The sequence below is a fragment of the Thalassotalea atypica genome, assembly GCF_030295975.1.
Classification (GTDB): Bacteria; Pseudomonadota; Gammaproteobacteria; order Enterobacterales; family Alteromonadaceae; genus Thalassotalea_F; species Thalassotalea_F atypica.
The window spans coordinates 3,252,195-3,265,117 of sequence record NZ_AP027364.1 but is presented as its reverse complement, the minus strand read 5'-3'; the positions used below and the strand labels follow the sequence as shown (position 1 = coordinate 3,265,117).

Below are 12,923 nucleotides of genomic sequence, written 5' to 3'. Positions count from 1 at the left end.
TTTACTATCTATGGTGACCCTATTAAGTTGCAAGGTGTTTATCCTAGTAGGGTTTATCGCCAAAATGCTGAACCAAGTGTTCAATTAAAAAGCGCACTTTTTGTGACAAGTATGAACTATTAGAAAACAGAGCATATGCATCCATAGTGGTTAATTCATATTGAGGCAGCAAAGGTACTAATTGCCCCAACTGAATTTCTTGCCAAGTTAAAAAGGTTGAGAGCATAGTAATCCTGCGACTAGAAACTGCCATAAAGTATATCCCCTAATTATCACAACATCACTAAAACTGAGGAGTAGGAAATACCCAATCAATTCCAAGTTACGGCTTAAATCCTTTTTATCCCGTAAGAATCATCTGAAAAACAAATGTATCTTGATGAATTTACCCTAATACCCACTTCCCCCTAATGGTGTTTGTTCAAATTAGATTGGATATTGTGCCTATCAACAATACGAAATAAATAACAAACTGACGTATACGCCACAGGCAGTGCAGGGTAGATAAAATATTGGTGTAAGTGAAAATTGATTAAGAATTTAATCAATCGATAGATACAAAAAAGCCCAGCTGATGCTGGGCTTATCTGATGAATGGCGCCGACTGCCGGAGTCGAACTGGCGACCTACTGATTACAAGTCAGTTGCTGATTGTAGCTAATCTCACTACTTATACAACTTAATAGCTAGATCAATTGAGGGCAATTAAACAATTCCCCATGACTTTATCCTGTTTCAATTATTTATTTTGCTCTACTAGTGAGGAAGCGTTAATGTTGATTTGTGATAACTCTCTTGTCGCTTTATGCCATGTAGTGCCTTTAAACCAAGGAGTAGATGGTGGGGTTGTTGCTGCAAACTCTCTATGCAGTTTGGTCATCCAAACGATTTCAGCATTTGTGTGCGGTCTATCACTAATGTTTAATACACCCATGGTGATATTGTGAGGTTGATAAAAACTTGGTGCTGACCATTCGCCAAATTTAGCTATAAAATCTGATACGGTAAACTCAATCACTTGCTCCGCTTCAACAATATTGTTGGTGCACACTAAATGCTGCTCTTCAGATATGCAGTCCGTTAGGCTAGGGTTAACCAGCTTATAATAAGTCTTAGTGACTTCTGTCGCATCTAGTAGGCCCATAATATAAAGTAAGATGTCATCCCACGTTCTAAAGTCGTCATCTAATGGTTTAATTTTAAATTGTCCGTCTGCATCTTTAATAAGGTACGTTTCAAATCGCTCTCCTTGCTCGTTTTCCAACACGACTGAATGTGGCCAACCTCTGTCAGGATCCCAAAATGGGCCTGATAGCTCTCCGTTCACGGTAATGTCAGCGTCATGATGCATGCCGTCACCTGAATTCCATGCCGCTTCACCCTCAGCAGGAAAATTACTGGAAGCTACACCGATTAAACCATGACCTAACTCATGATTTAATGCGTCTAATTCTGGCGTTCCGTTCCAAATAATCCCTGTAAGTCGTTGATGGGCTTTTCCATCAATAATGTTGTAGCAATAAGAGTTATTCTCGCAGGGCGGGGCAAAACCTGTCCCTTTAATGTTATCATGCACGCGCACATACCCGGCTCCATGTATGAACTCTCTTGGGGTAACCGAGAAAAAGTCAAATACATCGCCAGCAAGTTGCCATGCAGTATTGCAGGCTTTACAAGTTTCTGGTGAGTGTAACGCCCACGGATTTTTGTATCTTAAGTTGTATTCGTCACCAAGACTGATAAAAAGTCCGGTTTCATTCACCCTAATGTTTTGGGTCAATGTTTCAACTGACTCAGAACCTCGGTATTTCTTGTTTACTACAATAAGATTGGACTGCCCAAGGTAATCTCTTTCAGGAAAAAGGTACTCTGGTACATACAGGCAGGCTCTTGTATAAATCCCGTCGCCTGCTATTAAATCACCATGAGTACCATCATCGAATATGAGAGATTTGTCTTCACCGTCTACTGCTTCAAAATAACCACCTTCAATAAGGTATATTTTTGAGATGAAAGGTTGTTCTGAATCTTCTCGGCTGAAAAAAGTAAAAGTTTGATCTGAGAATATAATTGAGGGTTCATGCATTTGATGACCGACTTCCGTCAAAGTATCAGGGACATATACCGCAACGGGGGAAATGTTCTCGTTTTTGTTGCAACTTGATATGGGAGAAGGTTCCCACGAAGTTGATGTAAAAGGAGTGACATTAACAATGACACTACTGCTATGAGATGCACCTTGGTTATCTGTTACCGTTAATTGCATAGTTATTGCAATCGACTCTGTCGTAGGCGGTGCAATAAAATTGGCGACTGCTTGATCACTATCGTTAATTGATATATCGACACCATCTATTTGTTGCCATAGATACGCGGTAATACTACCATCACTGTCTGAACCGCTGCCAGATAAAACAACTTTGCTGTTCTCTACTACGGTTTGGTCATCACCTGCAAAAGCTTCTGGCGCAAAATTTTGGCTAGGAGTGGGAGCTTCTTTTTGTTTTTTATCACTTCCTCCACATGCAGAAATAGTGAGTGAAAATAACAAAATAATAATGAATCTAACGCATTTTTTTATGATGAAAAAGTGCTGAATAAGTAAAAGGTAGAGGTTCACGACTCTTCCATTCCATTTACGGAGATTTTACTAGATATTAGTTCAATACTTAATATGCAGCCAAATAGGTTGGTGATTTTGTTTGAAGATCTTTAGTTTCTTATGACTTTTGTTACCAAGACACTTTATTTCACACTATGGTATTTTCTCACATAAGGATAATCATGATTAAAGGTGATAAGTTCCAAAGATATATCCATTCTACTAATTTCACTGCTGCCAATACCCAGCTCGGAGTTTTTACATCAGTAGGCAACTTATTCCATTAATTCAAATCAACGACTTAAATTCTTTTTACCCCATACAAAACACCTAAAAATCATTATCAAAAGTTAGATTTAGCCTAATACGCAATTCGGCTTAGTTGGGGTTATTTAAAATAGTTAGGATATTGTGCCTATTAGTACGCAACTCAATTAACGAAACTGACGAATACACCACGAATAGTGCAGGGGAGATAAAAGATTGGTGTAAGTGAAAATTAGGAAAGAAATTAACCGAGTAACAAATACAAAAAAGCCCTAACCGAAGTTAGGGCTTGATGCTTCCTACGAAGGAATGGTGCCGACTGCCGGAGTCGAACTGGCGACCTACTGATTACAAGTCAGTTGCTCTACCAACTGAGCTAAGTCGGCACACAAAACTGTGTGCGATAAACCTAAGTTTATCTTGGCACCGAAATAATGAAGGTCATTCACTATCTCAAAATAATGGTGCCCAGACGCGGAATCGAACCACGGACACGGGGATTTTCAATCCCCTGCTCTACCGACTGAGCTATCTGGGCTTCTTGCAAGACTTCGGGCTTTCACCGCGTTGTCCTGAAGACGGGGCGTATTAAACTGTTTTTCGTTTTCCCCGTCAACACTTTTTTTCAAAAAAGTTTTTGTTTGCTGGTTTTTTCTACGCTTTGGCGTAAACAACATCAAAGTGGCTGAACTTTAAGCGTGGTAAATAGTATAAAAGCCAATAATGATGAAACCACCACCAGCGATATAAGCTAAATACTTTTCGTTAATATACTCAGATAAGAAAGTTCCAGCTAAAACACCAACGGCAGAAGCGACAATTAAGGCTGCTGATGCGGCAAAAAATACCAGCCATTTGCTGATGTCTCTGTCTGCAGCAAATAACATTGTCGCTAATTGAGTTTTGTCACCAAGCTCTGCAATAAACACCGAGGCGAAAATAGTGAAGAACACTCGCCAATCAAACCCTAATTCCATCATTGCTTTTTAACCGGTACATAGCCTTCAATTTCAGGTTCTTTACCGTCGAATAAGTAGGCGATCATTGCAGTTTCTAAAAATGCTCTGTCATCAGGGTTCATCATGTTCATTTTTTTCTCGTTGATCAGCATTGTTTGCTTTTTCTGCCAATTCCCCCATGCTTCTTTACAGATATTGTCGAAAATTCGTTTGCCAATGTCTCCAGGGTATAATTGAAAATCTAATCCTTCAGCTTCTTTTTGAAGGTTCTGGCAAAAAACTGTTCTGCTCATGTTTATATCTCTTTAACGTTGTTCAAGATGTTTGATTAATTTTAAAGTTGATGCAGCTAAACCTACTTCAACCTTGTGATGTAAATTATACCATTGTTGTTCAGCGTGATCGTTGATTTCTTTCGACACTATCTGTTCTACATCAATCACAATTGGGCTGATGTCCAAATGAAAATGGCTAAAGGTATGTCTAAATGTTGATAATTCCTCGCGTTGATACTCTTTCAAGTTCAATTTAGTCAATAAGGCGTTAATTTGCTCTGTTTGGTTAACTTCATAGAAACACCATAAGCCTCCCCAAATTCCAGCAGGAGCGCGCTTCTCCATTAATACCCGTTGCTTTAAACGAGGAATAACCATAATAGTTGACTTTTCTGGAATGATTTTCTTAGGTTTTTTCTGGGGATAGTTAGTTTGTTCATTCGTTGCATACGCAATGCAGTGCGATTGAACTGGGCAGATGTCACATTTAGGTGATGATCGAGTGCAAATACTTGCGCCTATGTCCATCATGGCTTGGTTATAAAATTGCACGCCTTTTTTAGGCGTCAGTTTTTCCGCTATAGGCCATAACGATTTTTCATAAATTGCTTGTCCGTTGTGCCCTTGTACAAGGTAGCAGCGTGCCAATACACGTTTGACATTGCCATCCAAAATAGCGTGATGTTCTTTTCGTGACAAACTTAAAATAGCACCTGCGGTTGAACGGCCGATACCGGGCAGGGCAATAACACCTTCAATGTCTTGTGGGAATTCACCTTGGTACTGCTCAGCAATAATTTGCGCCGTTTTATGCAGGTTTCTTGCTCTCGCATAATAGCCAAGTCCGGTCCAATGGTGGAGTACTTCATCTTGCTCAGCATTTGCTAAATCAATTACGGTTGGAAAGCTCTTCATAAATTTTTGATAGTAGCCAATTACTGTGGCTACTTGCGTTTGTTGCAACATAATTTCCGAAACCCAAACGCGGTATGGGGTTTTATTGTCCTGCCATGGCAGGTGCTTGCGGCCATGCTCGTGATACCACGCCAATATTTGTTGGCTGAATTTCGTTGCTGACGCTGTTGTTATTTTTGATGTGTTTTTCATAGCGAGCACAGTGTAGTCAATCGAAAAAACGAATGCTATGTATGAAGGTAAAATCAATGATACTTTTTAGAAGGAGTAACCTTAGAACAAATCAACATTTATGAGCAAAAATGCTATAGCCTCTGGCTATTATTGATAGGCTAGTTCAAAATACCGCTGTAAATTTTACTCTAACTAGGAATAGCCATGAAAATTGATGCTAAAAATCGTAACCGTCGTCTTCGTAAAAAGTTGCGTGTAGATGAATTCCAAGAACTAGGATTTGATGTCGCTTGGAAATTAGCTGACGATATTGATAGCGAAGGTGTAGATAACTTTATTAGTAAGTTTTTCAATGATGTTATTGAGCCTAATGGTTTAGGGTTCGGCGGCGAAGGGGATGTGCTTTGGCATGGGCTTATTTGCACACAGAAAATAGGGAAATGTACAGACGAGCATAGAGCCGCTGTTGAAAAATGGTTAACTGATAATGGTGCTACGGCCGTTGCAGTAAGCGATTTATATGACGTTTGGTGGGCGTAAAATTTAATTAATACTCTATGCTAATATCCGCGATATTTAGTGCTTATTGCTAGCTTTTAGTAACTGGTTTATTTGCTCGATTAAATCAGGGTGTTTTATTGTAGAAAGGTAATATTCCCCCTTAATAAATGGCAGCTTTTTACATAAAACAATATCATAATTGTTTTGATTTAAATGGCTGCCAATATAATCTTCATTAACATAAATAGCGTCAATCCTTTTAGCTAAAAGAGAGTTTACTAACTGCTCCATATAATCAAATTCAATCAAACTTATCTGTTTACTTTTTATTGCCTCTAAATAAGGCTCTGCAGTAAAACCTCGCAATGTTCCTAATTTATTTATGTGAGCATTGGAAAAATCACTACAAGTTTGTTTTTGTGTAAAGGTGCCGTCTGTATATTGTCTGATGGCATCACTGTAATAGATTGCCTTATTGCGCTTTAAGTTTGATTTCCAATTAGGATTGTCGGGGTATTTGAAATCCAGTGAACTGCCATTAATGAAACTCGCATACAAACGTCTAATAGGAAACTCTTTGTAAGAAAACTCTAGTGAAAGAGTTTGTTTGATTTTATTTAATATCACAATGTCTTTGCGCGAGTTAACTTGGCAAGGTCGTCTATTGATGCAGTTAATATTAGCGATCATTGGCTCTATGCCAATAATATATTGTGCTGCGGTAACAGGCTTTAAGGCCAATATAAACGTTAAAAGAAGTGCGATAATTCCGTGTGTCATATTGACCAATGCTGTCGTTACTTACGACTACGTCTTAGAAATGATATTTAACTAACAGATTTACATTATTCTCATCCACATCGTCAATACCAAATTTGTTTTGCCAATGAACGTATTCAATACCTAAATAAAGTGGGGTGGTAATATTAATATGGGGTGACAAATTATATTTTAATTGTGACGTCATATTCATACTTGTTTCGTTGTCATTATTAGAAGGAACAAAATCGATAAAACCATCGTAATTTAATGGCCCTATCGGTACCGCCCATGCTACGGTGACTTGCTCTCCATTATCACCAAGTTCATTGTTTCTGTGGTATAGGTTTAATTTTAGAAAGGTAAAGTGGGGCATTTTTATATCAGTGCCGACACCCACTAAGTAGTGAGTGAAACCGTCACCAATTTCAGCTGTTGTCGCGACATAAATATTCTTTAAGAAACTGTTTTCATATTGAGAAATTTTTATTCTTGGTGACCATTCAGCGTAAGTTTCGGTTGAGCCATTATCAGACTCTAGTCGGTCTACAAACAAAAAACTGTCTCCCCAGCTCAAGCCTGCGACATGTTCAAAGGTGACCACTTGTCGGTCAGGATCGCCTACTTCATAATCACTTCCGTTTAAATAGGTGACACTAAAATCAGACCATAGAGTTTCAGCCCAAGCTGCATAAGGAAATGATGCTACAACGATTAAAATAATTAGTTTGTTCATATTAAACCTACTGGGTTTTAAATTGAGAGACTAAGTTTGACAACTGTTCTTTTTGGCTATTTAAATCATCGATAATGCTGCTCGTGTTATCGGAAAGCTCAGAAATTTTTAAAGCCATATCTGCAATACGAGTAACATTCCCGTTTAACTCGTTAATGACATTAGATTGCTCTTGGGTTGCTGTGGCTACTTGCGTGTTCATGGCAGTGATTTCGCTTATTTCATTCACCACGAGGCTAAGCGCAGTTTGTGCTTGTGTAGTTTGTTCTAAACCTTGTGTGGCCAATTCACTGTTTTGACTCATGGCGGTTACGGTTTCTTGTGCTTGGCTTTGTAGGCGGCTTATTACATCATTAATCTCTTGTGTTGACTGTTGAGTTCGTGCAGCTAGTGTGCGTACTTCGTCTGCCACAACGGCAAAGCCTCTACCTTGTTCACCAGCTCTAGCCGCTTCTATGGCTGCATTTAATGCGAGTAAATTGGTTTGTTCAGAAATACTGCTTATAGTATCCACCACAGAGCTGATCATATTGGTTTGCTCCGCTAAGGCGGATATCTTTTCTTGTGTGTGTTGATTGCTTTCTTGCAGTGAGGACATGACCTCGCTGGTTGTATCGACTTGTTGGTTAGTTGCTGAAATGGTTTGCTCGGCAGACTCAGTTTTACTTGCAGTCGAGCTGGCCAAATTGCTAACTTCTTGAATGCTATGGCTCATTTCATTGGTGGCGGTTGCAACTGAGCCTGATTCATTTTGTTGTTCGCCAACATAATCCACAACTTGCCCTGATAGGTTTCGTAACTCATCAAATAGGCCTGCCATCATATGTTCCGTCTGTTTTATTTCTTCAATCATGTTACTTATTTTAAGTAAGATAGCATTAAACCCCGTTGCCAAGTTACCCAGCTCATCACCTCTGTCATCATCTAATTTTTGGGTTAAGTCTCCCCCTTGCTCGGCCATTTCAATTAATCGATCGCCAATGTTTACGATTGGCTGTGCAATACGTTTGGCAAATCCAATCATCATTAAAATAAAGCAGCCGGCAATAATGATATTGAATATCGCGGTCTTAACTTGAGCTGATTGAATTTGTGACATTGGCTCAGATTTGGGCAACATGGCAATAATTTTCCAGTTAAGCTCAGGCAGTCCTACACTTGCAACATAGAACTCTTCGCCATCTTTTGTGATTTGGTCAAAAACATAAGTAGAAGTATTTTTTAATAAGGTTGAAGAAGCATTGGCAAAACCGTCTAGCTCCTTAAGTTGCCTTTTTTTAAGCTCTGATAATTGCGGATGAATGATGACATTACCTTGATAGTCCGTAACAAACACGTAGCCATTTGTGCCTATTTTATTGGTCAAAATTTCTTCGCTGATGGCATCAACTGAATATCCGAGACCTGCTACCGCTAATACTTGTCCTTGGTGGCTGGCTTTATAGTTTACAAAGGCCGTTAATTTAGACGAGCCTTCTTCATAATCAAAAGCAATTTCAAAAGGGATGTCTTTCTCGATAAATTGATAAAACCATGCGTCTTTTTCACGGCTTATTTGTTTGAGCACGCCGCTTTGATTCAGATAGTTTTGGGAGACATTTGATACCCAAAAAACAACAAAAGCGTTGTTTTTGACTTGCATGCCTTTCAAGTAGTTAATTGCTTGGGGCTGCCCTTGTTCCGGTTCTCCAGCGCTTGCCCAATCAATTAAGTAGCTATTTTGAGTAATAGATTTAGACAGCTCTAATGGAGTACTTAGTTGCTGGCGAATTCTGGCTTCAACCTTAGCTAATTGGTTGGGTAGTAGATCTTGTTCTATGTTTTTTTCAAAAACTTCTTTGAAAATAATGTTGTTTAATACAATAGAACTAAGGGAAAGGACAACTAGAGATATCGCCGTTATAGCAATGAGCCCGCGCTTTATTGTGATTTTCTTCAGCCAATCATTCATAACTATCTTATACACTAGGGTAAATTATTGTTTATTAAGTAATAGTCAAAAACTCTGACTTTTGCTATTTTCGGTTTGAGTTTAACGGTGTAAAAAAGGATAATACGCCTCCAAAATTTACAAGGTGATTATTTATGACCGAAAGAACCCATAAATCAATTGAACAAGCAGAGCAAGAAGGTAAGTACATTCGTAAAGTACGCAGCTTTGTTAAACGTGAAGGGCGGTTGACTAAAGGCCAAGCACACGCACTTGAGGCCTTTTGGGATGATATGGGGTTGAATCATGAAAATGGTGTTTTGAACTTTGAAACCATATTTGGCAATAATAACCCTGTTGTTTTAGAAATTGGCTTTGGCATGGGTAAATCATTAGTTGAAATGGCTAAGAATGCACCAGAGCTCAACTTTGTCGGTGTAGAGGTGCATCGACCAGGTGTTGGAGCATGTATCGCGCTGGCAAAAGCTGAAGGCGTAAGTAACTTAAAAGTGTATGAACACGATGCCATTGAAGTGCTTGCGGATTGCCTTGAAGATCAGAGTTTATCGACAGTGCAACTTTTCTTCCCTGATCCGTGGCACAAGAAAAAGCATCATAAACGCCGTATTGTAAAGCCTGAGTTTGTCGAAGCTATCCGCCAAAAATTAAAAATAGGTGGTGTGTTTCATATGGCAACTGACTGGGAAAACTACGCAGAATGTATGTTAGAAGATATGCAGTCAGCTCCGGGCTACAAAAATTTATCAGAAAATAATGATTATGTTCCTAGACCAGACTCAAGGCCTTTAACCAAGTTTGAGAACCGTGGTCAACGACTGGGTCATGGTGTTTGGGATTTGCAGTTCGAACGTAAAGATTAATTCATTTATTCTATGCGTTGAAACTAATGAGAATGCAAGTCAGCAGGTGCTGACTTACGGTTGCTCTGATTCTATATCTGGCTCTTTGGCAAAATGAGCCAGCTTATCTCGTTCGATGAAAAACAAATGTTGGCAATGCCGTGTATTCCCTGTTTTCTCAAGCCAATCTTCTGTTACAACTCCCCAAGCAATAGCAGCCTGCAATACTCTGCTAGGATACTGACTCCAGTAATAAATGCTCGCTCGAATATGCGTATCATTATTAGGAAATGTCTCACTTCTTTGGCGCTCTAATCTGTGCTGTAATTCTTTGATCACTAATGACTTTAGCTCTGAATTTATCCTAGCTTTAAAGTTATTAAATTGTCTGGCACGGTATACTTGCCATAACATCCATAAAATAATCGCGACAGCTATTCCTGCGATAATTTCCAAAATATTGCCTTTTTATTTCATCTAAAACCATGTTGCAATAATTAAAATAACGATATGCAACCAAATGTAATTTATTGTTAACTGGATTAGGGTAAACTAGCAATCATTTTATGTTACCGGACAAACTAATGAAACGAATTGTTGTATCTTTTCTTGCACTAATCTACGCCTCTTACTCTTTTGCAGACAATAAAATTCAGAAACTCTACGATTCAGTAAATAACAGTGTCGTCGAATTGCATGTTGAGGCGATTGCTAATCCAAAACCGGGGCAAGTTAATTACAAAGTGAGCAAGGCTAATTCTTTAGGCTCAGGTGCTTTAGTGTCAAAAAAGGGACGTATATTAACCGCCGCACACGTTGTAGAGCGAGCAACCAAAATTGAAGTAACATTTAATGACGGTAGTAAAACATCTGGCCACGTAGTTTGGGTAGATAATCTTATTGACCTTGCCATGATCCAAGCCGCCGAAGTGCCTGATAACATTAAGCCACTAAAGCTCGCTAAAGCTGAAGATTATCGAGTTGGTGAACAAGTGATGGTGATCGGCGCACCTTATGGCGTAAGTCATAGTTTATCGGTTGGTTATCTAAGTGGCATTCGCGACAAAGATCCAATCCCAGGCACCGGTCTCGTGCCGCGTTTTTTACAAACTGATGCATCGATAAATAAAGGTAATTCAGGCGGCCCAATGTTTAACCTTGATGGTGAAATCTTAGGTATTGTAAGTCATATTTTGTCTAAAACTGGTGACAGTATTGGGCTAGGGTTTGTTATCTCAACAGACACGATTCAAAAGATAATGGCGACAGACCCAACAATATTTTCAGGCTTAATTCCCCATTTGTTGACCAAAAAAGAAGCTAAGGCGATCAATAACCCTTATGGTTATGGGCTACTGATACAACAAGTCGTTCCGGGAACTATTGCCGACAGACTTGGCTTTAGAGGTGGAGATCTCAATGTGCTTATTGGCAACACACCCGTTTTACTCGGTGGTGATATTTTGCTAGAAATTTCAGGGCGACCGATCAAAGATTTAGCTTCAGCATTGAAGTTACGCGGACGTCTAACTGAGTATGCAAAAGGTGATAAAATCATTGTGAAATATTTGCGAGCTGGCGAAGTGAAACAAACATTTTGGATTATTGAGTAAGACGAGTCTTCCAAACAACACAAGCAAAGCCGTAATTATGTTACGGCTTTTTTGCGTTTTGCCTTGTCAATTTTTCCACGGTGATTGTAGTTAAATCAAATTGGCTGAAAAATGAGTAATATAAAGTTGTTATTGCTGAACAATCTCATAGAATATTACTTATCTTCACTTTGACAACTTATTATGAACGAAATAAAGCAGCGAGCTGCTAATCCTGAGCAAAAAAAACAAAGAGTGGAGCAGATATTAGACGCTGCTGAGCATCGTTTTTTAGATTTATCATATGCTGAGGTACGTTTAGTTGATGTTGCCGAAGATGTCGGCATTACCAAAGCAGCCTTTTATCGTTATTTTAGAAACAAAGAATTGTTATTCTTATCATTATTTTTAAGAAATATGGACGCTTTGTTTGATGATGTTCAGCAAAACTTAATTATACATGATGCAGTCAAAGCGTTTAGCTTATCTTGCGATAACAACCGTGTCTTTTGCAAGTTAAGCGGGATCTTATATACCATTTTAGAGCACAATATTACCGAGGAAGAAGCGAGGGAGTTCAAACTCGCTATACGCACTAAAATGTTGATGGCGACTAACAAAGTTAGTCCGCTTTTTGCCATTGAACAAGAACAAGCGTTTGAGTTATTGATGATGGCTTATGATGTGATTATTGGTGTCTGGGTCACGTGTAATCACAGCAAAGTAGCAAAAGCTGTTATCGAGGCAACGCCTGAGTTAAGCATTCTAGACCGCCAGTTTGAACCTACGTTATACAAGCATTTTAAGATTTTAATGTCGACTTATATAAAATAGTCAGCTTGATTATCACACTTTAAAGTCAGCACCTTCATGCATCAGTAGTTTTGCTTTCAAAGCAAGCCCTCCGGCATAACCTGTGAGTTTTTGGTTGCTCCCAATGACGCGATGGCATGGGACAATGAGTGCAATTGGGTTAGCGCCATTGGCCGTACCTACCGCTCTGACTGCTTTTTCATTGCCAATCTTTTTTGCTATCCAACCGTAACTGACTGTTTTTCCGCATGGGATCTGACAAAGCGCTTGCCATACCTTCTTTTGAAAAGGCGTACCTTGTGGTGCTAGCGTCAGCTCAAAAGAGGTTCGTTGACCGTTAAAATATTCGTTGAGTTGTGTGACGACATCAGCAAACTTATCAGGCATTTCTTCATCATTTTCGTTAAATGCAATTGGGCTAGCGCCTTGTTGAAATGCAAGTGCCGTTAAACCTTGTTCACTTGCTGTTATCGCTATTTCACCCAAGGGGGAGTCATAAATTGTGTAGTACATGTTTCTCTCTGAGTTCTTCCTGTAAGT

The 12,923-nt window shown here is 39.2% G+C and carries 14 protein-coding genes and 2 tRNA genes; 4 read left to right on the top strand and 12 right to left on the bottom strand.

From position 1 onward, the window contains the following. Nucleotides 1–43 precede the first annotated feature (43 nt). The 7 genes from QUE03_RS15015 to mutY form a co-directional block, all read right to left on the bottom strand. Entirely contained in the window at nt 44–253 is a 210-nt protein-coding gene (locus QUE03_RS15015) for a type 2 periplasmic-binding domain-containing protein (RefSeq protein ID WP_286262754.1), read from the bottom strand. Nucleotides 254–739: 486 nt separating this feature from the next. Next, a complete protein-coding gene (locus QUE03_RS15010; RefSeq protein ID WP_286262753.1) occupies nt 740–2,620 on the bottom strand; it encodes a PKD domain-containing protein in 1,881 nt (626 codons plus the stop codon). Between the two features lie 559 nt (nt 2,621–3,179). Then, a tRNA-Thr gene (locus tag QUE03_RS15005) sits at nt 3,180–3,255 on the bottom strand. Between the two features lie 76 nt (nt 3,256–3,331). After that, a tRNA-Phe gene (locus QUE03_RS15000) sits at nt 3,332–3,407 on the bottom strand. 154 nt (nt 3,408–3,561) lie between these two features. After that, nucleotides 3,562–3,849, bottom strand: coding sequence for a TMEM165/GDT1 family protein (locus QUE03_RS14995; RefSeq protein ID WP_286262752.1), 288 nt, complete (start codon nt 3,847–3,849; stop codon nt 3,562–3,564). Continuing rightward, nucleotides 3,846–4,121 (bottom strand): oxidative damage protection protein, encoded by a 276-nt coding sequence (locus tag QUE03_RS14990; RefSeq protein ID WP_286262751.1) that lies wholly within the window; start codon nt 4,119–4,121, stop codon nt 3,846–3,848. The genes QUE03_RS14995 and QUE03_RS14990 overlap by 4 nt, the downstream gene beginning before the upstream one ends. Before the next feature lie 12 nt (nt 4,122–4,133). Then, nucleotides 4,134–5,210, bottom strand: a complete 1,077-nt coding sequence (gene mutY, locus QUE03_RS14985; protein ID WP_286262750.1) for an A/G-specific adenine glycosylase — start codon at nt 5,208–5,210, stop codon at nt 4,134–4,136. 186 nt (nt 5,211–5,396) lie between these two features. Here mutY and QUE03_RS14980 point away from each other — a divergent pair, with 186 nt between their 5' ends. Then, the gene (locus tag QUE03_RS14980) at nt 5,397–5,732 is read left to right on the top strand and encodes a 50S ribosome-binding protein YggL (RefSeq protein WP_286262749.1); all 336 of its coding nucleotides are present in this window, start codon (nt 5,397–5,399) and stop codon (nt 5,730–5,732) included. A gap of 36 nt (nt 5,733–5,768) precedes the next feature. Here the strand turns inward: QUE03_RS14980 and QUE03_RS14975 are convergent, their stop codons facing one another. From QUE03_RS14975 to QUE03_RS14965, 3 genes are read right to left on the bottom strand one after another with little or no spacing between them, the layout of a single operon-like run. Then, complete coding sequence (locus QUE03_RS14975; protein ID WP_286262748.1) at nt 5,769–6,473, bottom strand: type 2 periplasmic-binding domain-containing protein; 705 nt, start codon at nt 6,471–6,473, stop codon at nt 5,769–5,771. 34 nt (nt 6,474–6,507) lie between these two features. Next, on the bottom strand, nt 6,508–7,188 hold the full coding sequence (locus QUE03_RS14970; protein ID WP_286262747.1) for an outer membrane protein OmpK: 681 nt from the start codon (nt 7,186–7,188) through the stop codon (nt 6,508–6,510). Between the two features lie 7 nt (nt 7,189–7,195). Further along, nucleotides 7,196–9,139, bottom strand: coding sequence for a methyl-accepting chemotaxis protein (locus QUE03_RS14965; RefSeq protein WP_286262746.1), 1,944 nt, complete (start codon nt 9,137–9,139; stop codon nt 7,196–7,198). Nucleotides 9,140–9,273: 134 nt separating this feature from the next. On the opposite strand from QUE03_RS14965, the gene trmB reads away from it, so the two are divergent. Next, entirely contained in the window at nt 9,274–9,999 is a 726-nt protein-coding gene (gene trmB, locus QUE03_RS14960; RefSeq protein ID WP_286262745.1) for a tRNA (guanosine(46)-N7)-methyltransferase TrmB, read from the top strand. 54 nt (nt 10,000–10,053) lie between these two features. On the opposite strand, the gene QUE03_RS14955 is transcribed toward trmB, so the two are convergent. Next, entirely contained in the window at nt 10,054–10,434 is a 381-nt protein-coding gene (locus QUE03_RS14955; protein WP_286262744.1) for a hypothetical protein, read from the bottom strand. Between the two features lie 128 nt (nt 10,435–10,562). Here QUE03_RS14955 and QUE03_RS14950 point away from each other — a divergent pair, with 128 nt between their 5' ends. Together QUE03_RS14950 and QUE03_RS14945 are read left to right on the top strand one after the other, a co-directional pair. Next, on the top strand, nt 10,563–11,591 hold the full coding sequence (locus QUE03_RS14950) for a S1C family serine protease (RefSeq protein ID WP_286262743.1): 1,029 nt from the start codon (nt 10,563–10,565) through the stop codon (nt 11,589–11,591). 183 nt (nt 11,592–11,774) lie between these two features. After that, on the top strand, nt 11,775–12,404 hold the full coding sequence (locus QUE03_RS14945; protein ID WP_286262742.1) for a TetR/AcrR family transcriptional regulator: 630 nt from the start codon (nt 11,775–11,777) through the stop codon (nt 12,402–12,404). A gap of 12 nt (nt 12,405–12,416) precedes the next feature. Here the strand turns inward: QUE03_RS14945 and QUE03_RS14940 are convergent, their stop codons facing one another. After that, nucleotides 12,417–12,896 (bottom strand): methylated-DNA--[protein]-cysteine S-methyltransferase, encoded by a 480-nt coding sequence (locus QUE03_RS14940; protein ID WP_286262741.1) that lies wholly within the window; start codon nt 12,894–12,896, stop codon nt 12,417–12,419. Nucleotides 12,897–12,923: the final 27 nt, after the last annotated feature.